Genomic DNA, 17,690 nt, shown 5'->3' on the forward strand with positions numbered 1-17,690 from the left:
GCGCCACGGATGAGTTCACGCCCGCGAAACCTTCGGCGCCGCCCCGCGAAACACCCGGAACCAAGACTTCCGGGTCATCTACCCAGGGCACGGGAGGACGATTGTGCTGAACGCAGGAGACACCGCGTGGGTGCTGGCCGGCGCCGCGCTGGTCATGCTCATGACACCGGGACTGGCGTTCTTCTACGGCGGCATGGTCCGCGCGAAGAGCGTTTTGAACATGCTGATGATGAACTTCATCGCGCTGGCCGTGGTGGGGGTGCTGTGGGTCCTCTTCGGCTTCTCCATGTCCTTCGGCAACGACGCTTTCGGCGGCCTGGTCGGCAACTTCGACCTCGCCGGGCTGTCGGACACCTTCGGCAAGCTGGTCGGCTTCGCCGCGGCGGCCACGGACTCCGCTCCGGCCGTCCCCTGGCCGGGCCCGGACGCCTTGCCGTTGCTGGCGTTCTGCATGTTCCAGCTGATGTTCGCGATCATCACGCCGGCGTTGATCTCCGGTGCGATCGCGGATCGCGCGAAATTCTGGGGCTGGACGCTGTTCGTGGTCATCTGGGTGTCCATCGTGTACTTCCCGGTGGCGCACTGGGTGTTCTCGTTCAACGGTTTCCTCGGTGAGAACTCGGTCGGCGGCTGGATCGCCAACAACCTGAAGGCGCTCGACTTCGCCGGTGGTACCGCGGTCCACATCAACGCCGGTGCGGCGGGCCTGGCGCTGGCGATCGTGCTGGGCAAGCGCAAGGGCTTCCCGAAGGACACCGGACGGCCGCACAACGTGCCGTTCGTGCTGCTCGGCGCCTCGCTGCTGTGGTTCGGCTGGTACGGCTTCAACGCCGGTTCCTCGCTGGCCGCCAACGACCTCGCGGCCGTCGCGTTCACCAACACGACCGTGGCCACCGCCGCCGCCGTGCTCGGCTGGCTGCTGGTGGAGCAGCTGAAGTTCGGCAAGCCGACCACGCTGGGTGCCGCTTCCGGCGCCGTCGCGGGTCTGGTCGCGATCACCCCGGCGTGTGGGTTCGTGAGCCCGCTCGGCTCGATCGCGATCGGCGTGATCGCCGGTGTGCTGTGCGCGCTGGCCGTGTCGCTGAAGTACCGCTTCGGGTTCGACGACTCGCTCGACGTCGTGGGTGTCCACCTCGTCGGCGGCCTCGTGGGCACGCTGCTCATCGGCTTCTTCGGCACCACGAGCGTCAACTCCCTCGGCGCCGACGGGCTCTTCTACGGCGGCGGCTTCACCCAGCTGGGCCGTCAGGCGGCTGCGGCCGGCGCGGTGCTCGCGTACTCGTTCATCCTGTCCTTCATCATCGGGTTCATCATCAAGAAGGCCGGCGGCTTCCGCGTCAGCACCGAGGATGAGGTCAGCGGCATCGACGAGGCGCAGCACGCGGAGAGCGCCTACGACTTCACCGGCATGGGCGGCGGGCTCGGCCAGCCGACCACGATCCCGGTCAAGTCCGCCATCGCCCCTGCGAAGTTCGAGGAGACCAAGGCATGAAGCTCATCACCGCGATCGTGAAGCCGTTCACGCTCGACGACATCCGCTCCTCGCTGGAGCAGCTGGGCGTGCTCGGCATGACCGTGAGCGAGGTCCAGGGCTACGGCAGGCAGAAGGGCCACACCGAGGTCTACCGCGGCGCCGAGTACTCCGTGGACTTCGTGGCGAAGCTGAAGATCGAGGTCGTGACGGACGACGCGAACGTCGAGAAGGTCCTCGATGCCATCACCACCGCCGCGCACACGGGCAAGATCGGCGACGGCAAGCTGTGGGTGACGCCGGTCGAGACCGTGATCAGGGTGCGCACCGGCGAGCGCGGAGCGGACGCGCTCTAGGTGAGCACTCACGGGGGTGAACTGGTCCGGGCTCGAGAACAGCTGCTCACGGGACGCCACGGTCCGGCCGCGCTGCGGGCGGCCCTGGTGGACCTGTACGAATTCTGGCTCGCGAAGGGCGCTTCGGCGGCCGGCGTCGACACCGCTGATCCCGGTGTCGCGCTGGTCGCCGTCGGCGGCCTGGGGCGGCGTGAGCTGGTGCCGTTCTCGGATCTGGACCTGGTGCTGGTGCACAACGGGAACCCACGCGTCGGCGAACTCGCCGACGCGTTGTGGTATCCGCTGTGGGACGCGAAACTCGGGCTCGACCACTCGGTGCGTACGCCGGGCGAAGCACTGAAGGTCGCTTCGGAGGACCTGCGCACGCAGCTCGGCTTGCTGGACGCACGCCATCTCGCGGGCGACGCCGAGCTGACCGAGCGCCTCGCGTCCGCCGCACGCGACCAGTGGCGGCGCACGGCCCGCAAGCGGCTCGACGAGCTGGCCGACTCCGTGCGCACGCGCTGGCGGCGCAGCGGCGAGATCGCGCAGTCGGCGGAACCGGATCTCAAGCACGGCCGCGGGGGACTGCGGGACTTCGCGGTGCTGGAGGCGCTGGCGCTGGCGCAGCTCACGGCGCGTCCGGGCGAGGAGCTGCTGGCGGCCAAGACGTTGCTGCTCGACGCGCGCACGGAGCTGCGGCGGGAGCTTCGCCGTGAGCGGGACATTCTGAGCGCCCCTGAAGCCGAGGTCGTGGCTTCCGAGCTCGGGCTCGCCGACCGGTTCGCCTTGGCACGCAAGCTTTCCGGGGCGGGACGGACGATCGCCTACGCGGTGGACGTCGCCCTTCGGTCCACAGCGGAACCTTCCCGGCCGCGGTTCGGCCGGCGGCCTTCACGCACCCCGCTGGCCGAGGGTGTGGTGCTGCACGGTGACGAGGTGTCACTGGCGCGCGACGCCGTACCCGCGAAGGACCCGGCTCTGTTGTTGCGCGTTGCCGCTGCTTCGGCGCGCACGGGCAAACCCATCGCACACGGCACTTTGCGTACCCTGGCCGACTCCGCACCCGAGCTGCGCGCTCCGTGGCCGGACGAGGCCCGCAACGCGTTGGTGGAGCTCCTCGGCGCGGGGGAGGGCCTGGTCGACGCCGTGGAGGCCCTCGATCGGACCGGCTTGTGGGCCCGGCTGTTCCCGGAGTGGGGCGCCGTGCGCGACCTGCCGCCGCGTTCGCCCGTGCACCAGTGGACGGTGGACCGGCACCTCGTGCAGGCGTGCGTCGAGGCCGCCCGCCTGACCACCACGGTGGCGCGCCCCGACCTGCTGCTGATCGGCGCGCTGCTGCACGACATCGGCAAAGGCCGCGACGCCGACCACTCCGAACTGGGCGCCGACATCGCCGCCCAGGTGGCCGCCCGCCTCGGTCTGCCTTCCGCCGACGTGCAAACGGTTAGCGCCATGGTCCGGCACCACTTGCTGCTCCCGCACACCGCCACCCGCCGCGACATCGCCGACCCGGCCACCGTGTCCCGCGTGGTCAAAACCCTGGACGGCGACGTCGTCCTGCTCGATCTGCTCCACGCCCTGACGCAGGCCGACTCCTTGGCCACCGGCCCGGGCGTCTGGACGGACTGGAAGGCGCGCCTGCTCGCCGACCTGGTCGCGGCCGGCGAGGAATCCCTGCACGGCAAGGGTTTCACCCCGCCCGACCCCCTGGACAGCTCCCAACGCGAGCTCATGGCCGAAGCCGTCCGGTCGGGGATCGGCGAGGTCCGCATCACCGCCCAGGGCAAGGTCGTCACGGTGACCCTCGCCGTCCCGTCACGCGCCGAACTCCTGGCGCCCGCCGCGGGCGTCCTGGCGCTCAACTCGCTGGAAGTCCACGCCGCCGTCCTGCGCGACCGCGTCGGCGTCTTCACCGCCTCACCCAAGTTCGGCTCGCTACCCGACTCGGCGCTGCTGCGCGAACAGTTCTCCCGCGCCGTGGCCGGCACCCTGCCCCTGACCCAACGCCTGGCCGCCAAGGAACGCGACTACGCCACCACCGCGTCGGCCGTCGTGGCGCCCAAGGTCCTCTGGTTCGACGACGAAACCAGCGGCCCCAACACCGTGGTGCTCGAACTGCGCGCCACCGACCGCATCGGCCTGCTCTTCCGCGTCGCCCGCGCCCTGAGCCGCTCGGGCGCCTCCGTGCACTGGGCCAAAGCCACCACCCTGGGCGGCGCCGTCGTCGACTCCTTCGCCGTCAGCCCCTCCACGGGCCGCGTCGACTCCCCCTGGCGCGCCAAAGTCGAGGACGCCGTACTGACCGCCGCTTCGTAACCCCCGGGCGGGCTACGGTTTCCCCCGTGGCCCGCCCCCTCCTCTTCCTCGACGTCGACGGCCCCTCATCCCCTTCGGCGCCTCGGACTACCCACTCTTCCCACCACCGCCCGGCCCGGCCGACCACCCTCTCCTGGCCCGCCTCGACCCCACCCACGGCACTCGCCTCGCCGCGCTGCCCTGCGACCTCGTCTGGGCCACAACCTGGTTCACCGACGCCAACGACGTCATCGCCCCACGCCTCGGCCTACCACCCCTGCCACTCGTCGACGACCCAACCGACTCAGAGGCCGACGGCCTGCACTGGAAAACCCGCCCACTGCTCACCTTCGCCGCCGGCCGCCCCTTCGCCTGGGCCGACGACGAAATCTCACCCGCCGACCGCGCCTGGGTGTCCGCACACCACCCCACCGCCGCCCTGCTACACCGCGTCGACCCCCACACCGGCCTTACCGACGCCGACTTCACCACCCTCGCCACCTGGTTCCAAACACTCGCCCCGACCCCCTGACCGTCCCCACTCGCAAACACCCCACCCCACCCACCGCGCCCCAATGCGGCGTTGGTTGCGCCCACCGCACCGAACGCCACATTGGGGCGCTTTGGCCACCCACCCAACCGCCACCCGCCCACCCAACCCACGCCCCACTCAGGCCGCGCAAACCCCACCAACCGCCGCCCACCCACGCGACGAAACCTGCACCCAGACCCGCCCCGGCACCCCGATCCGAAGCTTCTTTGCGGTCGGCGAGGCGTTGTCAAGGCACGCTTTCCCGCCTTGACAACGGCTCACCGGCCGTCAACACAATCCAGCTTCGGGGTGCACACCTGACGCAACACGCCCTGCGAGGACCCAGACCAACGGACCAACACCCAAGCCCCCCCAACCGTCCCCACCCACAAACACCACCCACCACCCATCACACGATCGGGGTGTCGCACCAGCAAACACGAATCCCAGTGGCAATATGGCGCGAGTCCAGAGCAGCCGTGCAGAGGGCGGGGTGTGACGTGCTGGGTTCCGAGCAAAACCTGCCAAGACTCTGTCTCCCACCCACCGTCGTCGCAGCACACCTGCGTTCCTGCGCCGAAGAACTAGCCGGCTCCTTACGCACCGACGGCGAAACCGCGACACTCCGCGAGCTCACCGAAGTAGTCACCCAACTCGTCGCAGGTCAGCACGCCCTAGCCCACGCCCTCGCCGCCCTCGCGGGCCGCGTCGACGTACGCAATGGAGCGCTGGCGGCCGCGCCATCCGTGGACGTCGAGGTGGTCACCGAGGTACTCCAGGCAGCAGCATGCGCAGTCGGCTGTTCAGCCGAAGCACTGGCCGAGGCCGAGCCCTCGTTCGAGTGCGTGAGCGAGTCCGCCGGCCCCGACACCCGCTTGTAGCACCGACGGCGCACCCCACGAGGGAACCGCCCTCGAACCGCATGCTTGCCGAAATCCCTCCACCGGAGGACCGTGGTCGCCACGACCTGCGCCACCGAAGGCCGCGAAGAACCACGGCTTGAGTAGTCCTACCTAACTCCGGTTGGGGGTCTTCACACTGCCCCGCCGGCCCGTGCCCCGGCAGACTTCTCCCCAACGCAAGGCGGAACGCGTTCGCCCGGTACTGGGGGTCTGGCGAGCGGGCGACGGGGCACCCGTCTGGCGTGCACGCGGCGGAAGGCTCCCGGGGAGGTGAGCCCTTCCGTCAAGGTTCCGGGGCCGGCCGTGGGGAGCGGCCGCGTCCCGGAACCCCTGGGGGAGCTCAGGAATCCGCCATCCGCACCATCAGCTCCGCGGCCATGCGCAGCAGCTGCTGTTCCGTGGGGCTCAACGAGCGCTCCATCGCCGCCGCCAGCCACTGCTCGCGCGAGATCGAGTAGTCCCGCAGCACCACGCGTCCGGCGTGCGTGATGTCGAGCAGGGACCGCCGCCCGTCCGACGGGTCCGCCGTCCGCGTGATCAACCCGCGCGCCGTCAACGAAGCCAGCACGCGGGTCAGCGACTGCGGATGCATCCGCTCGGCCTCCGCCAGCTCGCTCGGCGTGTGCGTGCCCGCGCGGTAGAGCCGCGACAGCACGGCCAGCACCGTCGGGCCCGGCGACGGCGAGTCCGCCTCCGAGCGCATGCGCCAGTTGAGCCGCCCGACTCCCTCCCGGACATGGCGGGCCAGCTCGGCCAGCTCGTCGGCACGGCGGGTGTCGGCTTCGGTCTGCATACCGCCACATTAGGCGGTTTCCCCGCGCACGAGCCGCGCGTACCGGCCGTCGAGCGCCAGCAGTTCCGGGTGCGTGCCGCGTTCCACGATCCGGCCGGCGTCGAGCACCACGATCTGGTCCGCGTTCTCCACAGTGGACAGCCGGTGCGCGATGGTCAGCGTCGTGCGGCCGGCGGCGAGCCGGTCGAGTTCCGCCTGCACCGAGCGTTCGGTGCGGTTGTCGAGCGCGCTCGTGGCCTCGTCCAGGATCAGCACGGGCGGGTTGCGCAGCAGGATCCGCGCGATCGCCATCCGCTGCTTCTCCCCGCCGGAGAACCGGTATCCGCGCTGGCCGACGACCGTGTCGTAGCCCTCGGGCAGCTTCGCGAGCGTGTCGTGGATGTGCGCGGCCTTCGCGGCCTCCTCGATCTCCGCGTCGGTGGCGTCCGGCTTGGCGAAACGCAGGTTCTCCCGCACCGACGCGTGGAACAGGTACGTCTCCTGCGACACGAAGCCGACCCCCGCGGCCAGCGACGCGAGCGTGACGTCCCGGACGTCCGTGCCGTCGATGGCCACCAGGCCTTCCGTCACCTCGTAAAGCCGGGCGACGAGGTAGGCGAGCGTGGTCTTACCCGAGCCCGTCGAGCCGACCAGCGCCGTGGTCGTGCCCGGCGCCACGTCGAGGTCGATGTCGCGCAGGGTCCACGGTCCTTCGTCGTCGTAGCGGAACGACACCGACCGCATCGACACCGCGCCTTCGCGCACGGCCAGCTGCCGGGCGCCGGGCCGGTCGCCGATCTCCACGCGCAGGTCGAGCACCTCGAAGATCCGCCCGAACAACGCCTTCGCCGCGGCCACGCTCTGGCTCACCGTCTGCATGGCCGTGGCCGGCCCGAGCAGCCGGTTGAGCATGCTCGTGAACGCCACCACCGTGCCCAGCGAAACCGGCGCCGAACCGCCCGCCAGCTCCAGCCCCGCGACCCAGTACACGAGCGCCGGGATGATCGTGAGGCTCATGACCCGCGATGCCCGCTGCCAGCGCCCCGCCAGCGCAGCACTGCGTTCCAGCGCGGCGACCTCGCGCGACTCCTCGGCGAAGCGTTCCCGCATCTGCCGCTCGTTGCCCATGGTCTTGGCCAGCAGCACACCCGTGACGGACAGGGACTCCTCGACGATCGTCGTCAGCCGCGCCATCCTCCGGGTCCGGCCGCGGGCGAGCTTGCGCTGCTTGCCGCCCAGCCGCAGCGTGAACAGCAGGAACAACGGCACGACCACGAGCGAGAGCAGGGCCAGCTGCCAGTCCATGATCAGGATCGCGACGGCGATCGCCAGCGCCGTGGTGCCGTTCTGCACGATCGACGCCGCGGTGGTCGTGACCACGTTGTCCACGCCGCCGATGTCGTTGAACACCCGCGACAGGATCTCGCCGGTCTTGGTGCGGGTGAAGAAGCCGAGCGACATGCGCTGCAGGTGGCCGTAGACCGACACGCGCAGCTCGTTCATCACGCGCTGCCCGATCGTGTTCGACAGGCCGGTGGTCGCCACGCCGAGCGCGCCCGAGCCCAGCGCCGCGGCGATCATCCCCAGCGCCAGCACGCTCACCAGCAGCGCGTCGCGGTGGGGGAGCGCGTCGTCGAGGATCGCCCGCAGCAGGAACGGCGACGTGACGCCGAGCCCGGCCTGCACCACCAGGAGCGCGAACAGCGCGGCCATCTGCGCCCGGTGCGGCCGGAACAGCGCGGCGATGCGGCTGAACGGCACTTTCTCGTCGGTGTCCGCCTCCGGTTCGGCCAGCGAAGGGCGCGGCGTCGTCGCTGAAGTCATACGCAGATGTTTACCGATTTGGGCTGTCGAGTCGAGCGTTTTTCTTGCTTTGACAGGGAGTGGCGATCAAGGTTATTACGCATGTGCGTACTAACCTTCTGTCGAAGGTTCGCGCACCCGCGAGGCAGCTCGGCCCGGACCGCTACCCTGGGAGGTTGCCGGGGTCGCCCAGCGAAACCCGGTACGCGAACGACGACCCAGCTGGAGCGTGCACACCCGTGTTCGACACCCTCTCCGATCGGCTCACCGCCGCCCTGCAGACGCTGTCTCGCAAGGGCCGGCTGTCCGACGCCGACATCGACGCCACCGCGCGCGAGATCCGCATCGCGCTGCTGGAGGCCGACGTCGCGCTGCCGGTGGTCAAGGAGTTCATCGCCCGGATCAAGGACCGGGCGAAGGGCGCCGAGGTCTCGCAGGCGCTCAACCCGGCGCAGCAGGTCATCAAGATCGTCAACGAGGAGCTCGTGGGCATCCTCGGCGGCGAGACGCGCCGGCTGAACCTCGCGAAGAACCCGCCGTCGGTGATCATGCTCGCCGGCCTGCAGGGTGCCGGTAAGACGACGCTCGCCGGCAAGCTCGCGATGTGGCTGAAGAAGCAGGGTCACGCGCCGATGCTGGTGGCCTGTGACCTCCAGCGCCCGAACGCCGTCACGCAGCTGCAGGTCGTCGGCGAGCGCGCCGGGGTCGTCACGTTCGCGCCGGAGCCGGGCAACGGCGTCGGCGACCCGGTGGACGTCGCCCGCCGCGCCATCGCGGAGGCCAAGCACGCGCAGCACGACATCGTGGTGGTGGACACCGCGGGCCGCCTGGGTGTCGACGAAGAGCTGATGAAGCAGGCCGCGGACATCCGCGACGCCGTGCAGCCGGACGAGATCCTGTTCGTCGTCGACGCCATGATCGGCCAGGACGCCGTGACCACGGCCCAGGCGTTCCGCGACGGTGTCGGCTTCACCGGCGTGGTGCTGACGAAGCTCGACGGCGACGCCCGCGGTGGTGCGGCGCTGAGCGTGCGCGAGGTCACCGGCCAGCCGATCCTCTTCGCGTCCAACGGCGAGAAGCTCGAGGACTTCGACACCTTCCACCCCGACCGGATGGCCTCGCGCATCCTCGGGATGGGCGACGTGCTCACCCTCATCGAGCAGGCCGAGCAGCACTTCGACCAGGACCAGGCCGAGAAGGCCGCGGCGAAGCTGACCAGTGGCCAGCTGACGCTGGAAGACTTCCTGGAGCAGATGCTCGCGGTCCGCAAGATGGGTCCGATCGGCAACCTGCTCGGCATGCTGCCGGGCGCGGGCCAGATGAAGGACCAGCTCGCGCAGGTCGACGACAAGCACCTCGACAAGCTGCAGGCGATCATCCGCGGCATGACCCCGGCCGAGCGCGACGACCCGAAGCTGATCAACGGCTCGCGTCGCCTGCGCATCGCCAACGGCTCGGGCGTCACCGTCCGCGAGGTCAACGACCTGGTCAACCGCTTCTTCGAAGCCCGCAAGATGATGGCCCAGATGGCCGGGCGCTTCGGCTTCGGCGGCGGTGGCGGCAGCAAGACGCGCAAGGGCAAGAAGGGGAAGAAGGGCAAGGGGCGCGGCCCCACGCAGCCCAAGGTCCGCGGCGGCTTCCCCGGCGGCATGCCGATGCTGCCCCCGGGTGGCATGCCCACCGGTGGCGGGATGCCCGACCTGTCGCAGCTCGGCGGCATGAACGACGTGCCGGGCTTCGACCCGTCGAAGTTCAAGCTGCCGAAGAACCCGGGCAACAATTGAGCGCGTTGCACGTCTCCGGCACCGTCCTGCCCGACGGCTCGCCGCGCGAGCTCTGGATCACCGACGGGCGCATCTCGTTCGAGCCCGTCCCCGGTGCGGAAACGCTCGCGACCGGCGGGTTCCTGGTGCCCGGCCTCGTCGACGCCCACTGCCACCCGGGCCTCGGCCCGCGCGGCGCGGTGCCGGTGGAAGAGGCCGCCGAGCAGGCGGCGACCGACCGCGACGCGGGCACACTGCTGATCCGCGACTGCGGCCTGCCGCTCGACGTGCGGCCGCTGCAGGCGCGCGCCGACCTGCCCACGATCATCCGCTGCGGCCGCCACCTCGCGCTGCCGAAGCGCTACGTGCCCGGCTTCGCCATCGAGCTGGACGACGTCGCGCTGCTGCCCGAAGCCGTCGCGGAGCAAGCGAGGGACGGCGACGGCTGGGTCAAGCTCGTCGGCGACTGGATCGACCGCGGCGAGGGCGACCTCGCGCCGCTGTGGCCCGACGACGTGCTGGCCGAGGCCGTCGGGGTCGCGCACGAGCTCGGCGCGCGCGTGACCGCCCACGTCTTCGGCGAAGCCGCCCTGCCCGGACTCATCAACGCGGGCATCGACTGCCTGGAGCACGGCACCGCGCTGAACCCGGACCAGCTGGCCGAGCTGGCGCGCCGCGACGTGGCGCTCGTGCCCACGCTGATCAACATCGAGAACTTCCCCGGCATCGCCGACCAGGCCACGAAGTACCCCACGTACGCGGCGCACATGCGGGCGCTGCACGCGGGCGTCGCCGACATGGTCTCCTCCGCCGTCGAGGCGGGCGTGCGCGTGTTCGCGGGCACCGACGCCGGCGGCATGGTCGCCCACGGCCTCATCGCCGACGAGGTCGAAGCGCTGCACCGCGCCGGCATGACGCGCGAGCAGGCGCTGGCGAGCGCGTCCTGGGCCGCCCGCGAGTGGCTCGGCCACCCTGGCATCGAGGACGGCGCGCCGGCTGACCTGATCGTGTACCCGGCCGACCCGCGGGAGGACCTCGCGGTGCTGCGCCACCCGTCGCACATCGTCCTGCGGGGCACGGTTTTCGGCTGAAACAACGTCCTGCGCCGGTGATCGCCCGAGTACTGTGCGAAGTCTCCTCGGCGGCTAGGCTCGACCGGTGAGCCGAGCGATCACCGGAGGGCGGGCGTGACCACTTCCCAGCCCCGGGAACCGATTCCGGGTGCCACGCCGATCCGTCCGGAGGACCTGGTGGCCACCCCGCGCGAGTTCCCGCCGCACCGGTGGGGCTTCGGGGCGTTCCTGCTCGTGGAGGCCGTGCTCATCGCGTCGGCCGCGTTCGTGAGCGCGTTGCTGGGCGATCCCCCGGCCGGTCAGCCACTGCCGATCCGCACGGTGCTGCTGGGCACGATGCTGCCCGCGATGATCGCCGCGGGCGTCGCGCTGCTGGCCACGGTCGTGCGCGGCAACGGGCCCAAGCTCGACCTGCGCCTGGAGTGGCGCTGGTCCGACGTGAAGATCGGCTTCAAGTTCGGCCTGCTCGGGCTGGTGCTCACGTCGCTGAGCGCCTGGGTGTGGACCGAGATCGTGGGCTCGGCCGACGCGACGTCGGCGATCAGCGCGCTGGTGGACGACCGGAAGATGTCGGTGTCGGCGGCCATCGTGACGTTCGTCTACCTCTGGCTGCTCGGGCCGATCTGCGAGGAGGTCATCTACCGCGGCCTGCTCTGGGGCGCGGTGGAGCGGCTGCAGTGGCGCAGTGAGCGATGGGGCCGCATGGCGGCTTTCCTGCTGTCCACGGCCGTGTTCGCCGCCAGCCACCTCGAACCGCTGCGGACCACGCTCCTGCTGGTCATCGCCGTGCCGATCGGCCTGGCGCGCTTCGCGACGGGCCGGCTGCCGGGCAGTGTGGTGGCGCACTCGATGAACAACTTCCTGCCCTCGGTCGCGATCCTGCTCAGCTCGCTCGGCGTCGCGTAAATGTGGCGTGGGTGTGGCGTGGGTGTCACGTCGGCCCGGGCCGCTGTTGCGAGGCCCTGCGCAGGCACTTCGAGCCATCTGGCAGAATGTTCGCTTGCCCGCTTCCGTCCGGACCCTCTCACCGTTCGGGGGCTCCTGTTTCGGGCGCCCGTGATCGTGTCCCCACGCGGTCGACGTACGCCCACCCTGCACCAGCACTGAGGAGTACCCACACCCGTGGCCGTCAAGATCAAGCTGCAGCGCCTCGGCAAGATCCGTGCGCCGTACTACCGCATCATCGTCGCCGACGCGCGCACCCGCCGGGACGGCAAGGCCATCGAGACGATCGGCAAGTACCACCCGAAGGAAGAGCCGAGCCTGATCGAGGTCGACACCGACCGCGCCCAGTACTGGCTGGGCGTCGGCGCCCTGCCGACCGAGCCGGTCCAGCGCATCCTCGAGATCACCGGCGACTGGCAGAAGTTCAAGGGCCTGCCGGGCGCCGAGGGCACCCTGAAGGTGGCCGAGCCGAAGCCGTCCAAGCAGGACCTGTTCAACGCGGCGCTGGCCGCGGCCGGCGAGGAGCCCTCCGCCGAGGCCACCACGCCGAAGAAGAAGTCCGCTCCCAAGAAGGCCGAGGCCGAGAAGGCCGAAGCCGCTGAGGGCGAGAAGTCCGAGTGAGTTTTCTCGCTGACTCCCTCGAGCACCTGGTGCGCGGGATCGTCGACAACCCGGACGAGGTCCGGGTCGAGCTGCTGACCACTCGCCGTGGCCGCACGCTCGAGGTGCACGTGCACCCCGACGACCTCGGCAAGGTGATCGGCCGGGGCGGTCGCACGGCGACCGCTCTGCGCACCGTGATGGGCGGCATCGGTGGCCGCGGCGTCCGCGTGGACGTCGTCGACACCGATCGCTGAGCCCTTTCGGAAACGGTCAGGATGGACGTCGTAGTCGGTCGCATCGCCAAGGCGCACGGCATTCGCGGGGAACTCGCGGTGGACGTGCGCACGGACTCGCCCGAGCAGCGGTTCGCCGTCGGTGCGGTCGTCACGACGCAGCTGCGTGACGGCAGCAAGAGGGATCTCACCATCGCAGCCGCCCGCGAACACAGCGGGCGGCTGCTGGTGCGTTTCGAGGAGGTCCTCACGCGCGACGTCGCGGAGACGCTGCGCGGTGCGTTGCTGCTCGCCGACACCGCCACCCTGCCGCCGACGGACGATCCCGACGAGTTCTACGACCACGAGCTGGCCGGCCTCAGCGCCGAGCTGGCCGACGGCACGGTCGTGGGCAAGGTCGTCGAGGTCGTCCACTCGCCGGCGGGCGAGCTGCTGGAGCTCGACGTCGACGGTCGTGAGGTGCTCGTGCCGTTCGTGCGCGCGATCGTCCCGACGGTCGACGTCGCGGGCGGGCGCGTGGTGCTGGACCCGCCCGAAGGCCTGCTGGACGAGGCCTAGATGCGCATCGACGTCGTCACGATCTTCCCGGAGTACCTCGACCCGCTGCGCGCCGCGCTGCTGGGCCGGGCGATCGACCGCGGCCTCATCGAGATCGGCGTGCACGACCTGCGCGAGTGGACCCACGACGTCCACCGCGCGGTCGACGACGCGCCGTACGGCGGCGGCCCCGGCATGGTCATGAAGCCCCAGATCTGGGGCCCGGCACTCGACGAGGTCTGCGGGCCCGACACGCGGCTCGTGGTCCCGACGCCGGCGGGCAAGCCGTTCACACAGGAGCTGGCCCACGCGTACGCCGAGGAGAAGCACCTGGTCTTCGCCTGCGGCCGCTACGAGGGCATCGACCAGCGGGTGGTCGACGACGCCGCGCGCCGCATGCCCGTGGACGAGGTGTCGATCGGCGACTACGTGCTGGTCGGCGGGGAGGCCGCGGTGCTGGTGATCGTGGAGGCCGTGGTCCGGCTGCTGCCGGGCGTGCTCGGCAACGCGCGGTCGGCGGCCGAGGACTCGTTCTCCGACGGGCTGCTCGAAGGCCCCAGCTACACCCGCCCGGAAGTGTGGCGCGACCTGGCGGTGCCCGACGTGCTGCGCTCCGGGAACCACGCGCTCGTGGAGCGCTGGCGGCGCGACCAGGCGCTGGAACGCACGGCCCTGCGGCGCCCGGATCTCCTGGCCCGGTTGCCGGAGGGTAGTCTGAACAGCCGAGATCACGAGGTACTCGACCGGCTCGGCGAGGACCTCGGCTAGACCCCGTGCGAAGCGAGCACCAGCGCCTCTGCCATAATCGACAGGTTGGCGTGAGTGGACCGCCTCGTTCACGAGCCCGCCATCAGCTCCCGGGTACGGCCGCAGCACTGCTGCGCGCCCGGGGAGACGTACGCAAGCACTACCGAATCGACGAGGACGGACCACCGATGAACACCCTGGACGCGCTGGACGCGCAGTCACTGCGTTCCGACATCCCGGACTTCCGTCCGGGCGACACGCTCAAGGTCCACGTCCGCGTCATCGAGGGCAACCGCGAGCGCAACCAGGTCTTCCAGGGCGTCGTGATCCGTCGCCAGGGCGGCGGCGTCCGCGAGACCTTCACCGTGCGCAAGGTTTCGTTCGGCGTGGGCGTCGAGCGCACCTTCCCGGTGCACTCGCCGAACCTGGCCGAGGTCGAGGTCTTCAAGCGCGGCGACGTGCGGCGCGCGAAGCTCTACTACCTGCGCGACCTTCGCGGCAAGAAGGCGAAGATCAAGGAGCGCCGCGAGAACCGCGAGACCACCTCTGCTTCCTGAGTGCCCACGCGGTACCCGGTAGCCTGGCGACGTGGTCGACCCCGTGCCCCAGAACGCCGATGAGGACGACCCCGACGACTCGGAACAGTCTCGTTCCGAGGAACGTCGGGGGTCCCACCGGCGGGGCAAGCCTCAGAAGAAGCGGTCGTTCTGGAAGGAACTGCCGATCCTGATCGCGATCGCCCTGGTGCTCACGATCCTGATCCAGGCCTTCCTGGCGAAGGTCTTCATGATCCCCTCGGGGTCCATGGAGGCCACGCTTCACGGCTGCCCCGGCTGCACGGGCGACCGGATTCTGGTCGACCGCGTCACCTACGACTTCACGGATCCCTCGCCGGGTGACGTGATCGTGTTCAAGGGTCCGCCCGCGTGGACCGAGAACGAGATCGCGCCGCAGGAATCCAGCAACATCATCGTCCGCGGCCTGCGGGGTCTCGGCTCGCTGGTGGGTTTCGCCCCGCCGGACGAGCGCGACTTCGTGAAGCGCGTGATCGCCGTCGGCGGCCAGACCGTGCAGTGCTGCGATCCGCAGAACCGCGTGATCGTCGACGGCAAGGCCCTCGACGAGCCGTACATCCACTGGGAGAACCCCGACCACGCGATGCAGGACTCGTTCGCGCCGGTCAAGGTGCCGCAAGGCACCCTGTGGGTGATGGGCGACAACCGCAACAACTCGTCCGACTCGCGGTTCCAGGGCGGCGGCGGTGCCAATGGTGCCGTGCCCGTGGACGACGTGATCGGCAAGGCCCGGATCATCGTGTTCCCGCCGAGCCGCTGGGGCGGGGTCACGGACCACGATCCGCAGGCCGACGCCCAGCCGGTGGCCCTCGGTGCCCCGGCGTGGCAGGAGGGCCTGCCGCTCGGCGTCGGGTTCGCCGCCGCTGTGCCCACGCTGTTCGTCGGCCGGCGGGTGAAGGCGGGCCTGCGCAAGGCGAGACGTTAGGGTGCCCCACCCGAGAAGGTCCGTCAGACGGGTATTGCAGTTGTGACCGTTCCCGCTCCCCGAACCCCGGCCGAACCCCTGCGGCCGCCGCGCGCCGTCGTGCGTGGCGAGCTGTTCTGGGGTCTGCAGGGTGCTCTCGAACGCCGTGGCCTGGGCCCCGTCGCCGGGGTGGATGAGGCCGGCGCCGGTGCGTGCGCGGGCCCGCTCGTGGTGGCTTCCTGCGTGCTGCGCCCCGGCGACGGCGCGCGACTGCCGGAGCTCACCGACTCGAAGCTGCTCACCGCCAAGGCCCGCGACCGCGTCTACGACCTGGTCCTCAAGCGCGCCCTCGACTACGCGGTGATCGTGATCCCGTCCGAACAGGTCGACCTGCTCGGCATCCGGGTGATGAACCTCGAGGGGATGCGGCGCGCGGTCGTCGCTCTGCGCGAACATCCGGGGTATGTGCTCACGGACGGTTTCCCCGTGCCGGGCATCCCGGCGCCCAACGTCGCGGTCATCAAGGGCGACCGCAGCGTGGCCAGCATCGCCGCCGCGTCGGTGCTCGCGAAGGTGACGCGCGACCGCATCATGGCCGGCCTGCACGACGAGCTGCCGCACTACGGCTTCGACGTGCACAAGGGCTACAGCACCGCCGACCACCTGCGGGCTCTCACCGAGCACGGCCCGAGCCCCGCGCACCGCTGGTCCTACACGAATGTGGCCACCGCGGCCCTCGCACACGGACTCACCCCACCGCACCCGGTCGTGCTCACCTACGCTGCTCTGGAGAACGCGGCTTCGGAAGCCGCCGAAGAGGAGAATGGTTCTCGGGAAAACCCGAGCGCGCCGGTCCGTGCCCTGGCCCGCTCGGTGGGTAAGAATGAACGCTCCGCCGCCGGAGCAGCAAGACGAACGCGAGGAGGGGCGCGGATTTCATGAGCGCAGAGGATCTCGAGAAGTACGAGACCGAGATGGAGCTCTCGCTGTACCGCGAGTACCGCGACATCGTCGGCCAGTTCTCGTACGTGGTGGAGACCGAGCGGCGGTTCTACCTGGCCAACGCAGTCGACGTACAGGTACGCGACGGCGGCGGCGAGGTGTACTTCGAGGTCCGCATGTCGGACGCGTGGGTCTGGGACATGTACCGCCCCGCCCGCTTCGTGAAGCACGTCCGCGTCATCACGTTCAAGGACGTCAACGTGGAAGAACTCGACAAACCCGACCTGCGCCTCCCCGAGGACGGCCCCTTCTCGGGCTGAGGTCTCACACGGTTTTCACCGGCCACCCGGGCTTCGCGCCCGGGTGGCCGGTGTGTGTCTTGGGCCCTCGTCAGCCCCGGCTGCCTGCTGGAACGCCGATTTCGAGCCGTCTGCGCGGCTTGTGTGTGGCATCGATGTCCCGGAGCTCGATGCCTCGGTTTGGCCGGCTCCGCATTGCCCGCCCCCGCATTGCCGCCCCCGTCGATTCGTCGCGCCGCGGCGGCCACCGCGACCTGCTCCGTTGCCTGGTGAAAATGTCGGTGCCAGTCGCTAGCACCCGACCCCGACATTTTCACGCCGCCTTTCGCTCCTCTTGCCTCGTTTATCCACAACCCCCCAGTTGTCCACAGCTCGACTCTTCGGCTCTGGCACCGTCCTCCGTCACTCTGCGACGGTTGATCGCACACGCACCGTGACAGCCCGGCAAAGGCCCGGCGACGGCGCACCGAGGGGGAGCGATGAACGACGGCCCGGACCCGGCCGCCCAGTGGCGCCGCGCGTTCGGCCGCTGGGGCGAAGACCTGGCGGCCCGGCACCTGCAGAACGCCGGCCTGGTGGTACTCAGCCGCAACTGGCTCTGCCGCGAGGGCGAACTCGACCTCGTCCTGGCCGACGGCGACCGGGTCGTCTTCTGCGAGGTCAAAACCCGCGCCACCAACACCTTCGGCACCCCCGCGGAATCCGTCACCGACGAAAAGATCACCCGCATCCACCGCGCCGCCCAACGCTGGCTGCGCGCCCACCGCATCGGCTGGTGCCGCACCCGCTACGACGTCGTGACCGTCTTCGCCCCCTCCGGGGCCCACCCGCAGGTCCACCACATCGCGGGAGCCTTCTGATGCCCATCGCCACCGCCCACCACCTCCCGCCGGTGCCGCACCCGCACCTGTCCCACCCCGCCGGCCCTCACGACTCCCGCCAAGCCGGCGCGCTCG

Annotated in this window: 18 protein-coding genes; 16 read left to right on the top strand and 2 right to left on the bottom strand. The window is 70.5% G+C overall.

All coding sequences use genetic code 11. The features are described from left to right. Positions 1-103 precede the first annotated feature (103 nt). From AB0878_RS17310 to AB0878_RS17325, 4 genes are all read left to right on the top strand, one after another. On the top strand, positions 104-1,492 hold the full coding sequence (locus tag AB0878_RS17310) for an ammonium transporter (protein WP_366580889.1): 1,389 nt from the start codon (positions 104-106) through the stop codon (positions 1,490-1,492). Beyond that, positions 1,489-1,827 carry a P-II family nitrogen regulator gene (locus AB0878_RS17315; RefSeq protein ID WP_285969503.1) on the top strand — a complete coding sequence of 113 codons (339 nt, stop codon included), beginning with the start codon at positions 1,489-1,491 and terminating at the stop codon, positions 1,825-1,827. Before AB0878_RS17310 ends, AB0878_RS17315 begins: the two co-directional genes overlap by 4 nt. Continuing rightward, positions 1,828-4,125, top strand: a complete 2,298-nt coding sequence (locus AB0878_RS17320; protein ID WP_366580891.1) for a [protein-PII] uridylyltransferase — start codon at positions 1,828-1,830, stop codon at positions 4,123-4,125. It begins immediately after the preceding gene. Between the two features lie 1,011 nt (positions 4,126-5,136). Then, positions 5,137-5,517, top strand: a complete 381-nt coding sequence (locus AB0878_RS17325; protein WP_366580893.1) for a hypothetical protein — start codon at positions 5,137-5,139, stop codon at positions 5,515-5,517. A 361-nt stretch (positions 5,518-5,878) separates the two neighbouring features. On the opposite strand, the gene AB0878_RS17330 is transcribed toward AB0878_RS17325, so the two are convergent. Continuing rightward, positions 5,879-6,331, bottom strand: a complete 453-nt coding sequence (locus AB0878_RS17330) for a MarR family transcriptional regulator (RefSeq protein WP_366580895.1) — start codon at positions 6,329-6,331, stop codon at positions 5,879-5,881. A 9-nt stretch (positions 6,332-6,340) separates the two neighbouring features. Continuing rightward, on the bottom strand, positions 6,341-8,134 hold the full coding sequence (locus tag AB0878_RS17335; protein ID WP_366580897.1) for an ABC transporter ATP-binding protein: 1,794 nt from the start codon (positions 8,132-8,134) through the stop codon (positions 6,341-6,343). A gap of 218 nt (positions 8,135-8,352) precedes the next feature. Between AB0878_RS17335 and ffh the strand changes: the two genes are divergently transcribed. The 12 genes from ffh (at position 8,353) to AB0878_RS17395 (ending at position 17,594) form a co-directional block, all read left to right on the top strand. Next, positions 8,353-9,897 carry a signal recognition particle protein gene (ffh, locus tag AB0878_RS17340; protein WP_366580899.1) on the top strand — a complete coding sequence of 515 codons (1,545 nt, stop codon included), beginning with the start codon at positions 8,353-8,355 and terminating at the stop codon, positions 9,895-9,897. Next, positions 9,894-10,967, top strand: coding sequence for an amidohydrolase family protein (locus AB0878_RS17345; protein ID WP_366580900.1), 1,074 nt, complete (start codon positions 9,894-9,896; stop codon positions 10,965-10,967). The genes ffh and AB0878_RS17345 overlap by 4 nt, the downstream gene beginning before the upstream one ends. 96 nt (positions 10,968-11,063) lie before the next feature. After that, a complete protein-coding gene (locus AB0878_RS17350) occupies positions 11,064-11,855 on the top strand; it encodes a type II CAAX endopeptidase family protein (protein ID WP_366580902.1) in 792 nt (263 codons plus the stop codon). A gap of 216 nt (positions 11,856-12,071) precedes the next feature. After that, a complete protein-coding gene (gene rpsP / locus AB0878_RS17355; protein WP_220237800.1) occupies positions 12,072-12,515 on the top strand; it encodes a 30S ribosomal protein S16 in 444 nt (147 codons plus the stop codon). Further along, a complete protein-coding gene (locus tag AB0878_RS17360; RefSeq protein ID WP_003103110.1) occupies positions 12,512-12,751 on the top strand; it encodes an RNA-binding protein in 240 nt (79 codons plus the stop codon). Before rpsP ends, AB0878_RS17360 begins: the two co-directional genes overlap by 4 nt. A 21-nt stretch (positions 12,752-12,772) precedes the next feature. After that, positions 12,773-13,288 (top strand): ribosome maturation factor RimM, encoded by a 516-nt coding sequence (gene rimM, locus AB0878_RS17365; protein ID WP_366580905.1) that lies wholly within the window; start codon positions 12,773-12,775, stop codon positions 13,286-13,288. Next, positions 13,289-14,035 carry a tRNA (guanosine(37)-N1)-methyltransferase TrmD gene (gene trmD / locus AB0878_RS17370; RefSeq protein WP_366580907.1) on the top strand — a complete coding sequence of 249 codons (747 nt, stop codon included), beginning with the start codon at positions 13,289-13,291 and terminating at the stop codon, positions 14,033-14,035. 167 nt (positions 14,036-14,202) lie between these two features. Beyond that, positions 14,203-14,571, top strand: coding sequence for a 50S ribosomal protein L19 (rplS, locus tag AB0878_RS17375; protein ID WP_360599997.1), 369 nt, complete (start codon positions 14,203-14,205; stop codon positions 14,569-14,571). A 31-nt stretch (positions 14,572-14,602) separates the two neighbouring features. Continuing rightward, positions 14,603-15,514, top strand: coding sequence for a signal peptidase I (lepB, locus tag AB0878_RS17380; protein ID WP_366580909.1), 912 nt, complete (start codon positions 14,603-14,605; stop codon positions 15,512-15,514). Positions 15,515-15,556: 42 nt separating this feature from the next. Further along, on the top strand, positions 15,557-16,435 hold the full coding sequence (locus tag AB0878_RS17385; RefSeq protein ID WP_366580911.1) for a ribonuclease HII: 879 nt from the start codon (positions 15,557-15,559) through the stop codon (positions 16,433-16,435). Continuing rightward, on the top strand, positions 16,432-16,755 hold the full coding sequence (locus AB0878_RS17390) for a DUF2469 domain-containing protein (RefSeq protein ID WP_003096226.1): 324 nt from the start codon (positions 16,432-16,434) through the stop codon (positions 16,753-16,755). The genes AB0878_RS17385 and AB0878_RS17390 overlap by 4 nt, the downstream gene beginning before the upstream one ends. Before the next feature lie 458 nt (positions 16,756-17,213). Beyond that, positions 17,214-17,594 (top strand): YraN family protein, encoded by a 381-nt coding sequence (locus AB0878_RS17395; RefSeq protein WP_366580913.1) that lies wholly within the window; start codon positions 17,214-17,216, stop codon positions 17,592-17,594. Positions 17,595-17,690: the final 96 nt, after the last annotated feature.

This window comes from Amycolatopsis sp. NPDC047767 (assembly GCF_040704195.1).
Classification (GTDB): domain Bacteria; phylum Actinomycetota; class Actinomycetes; order Mycobacteriales; family Pseudonocardiaceae; genus Amycolatopsis.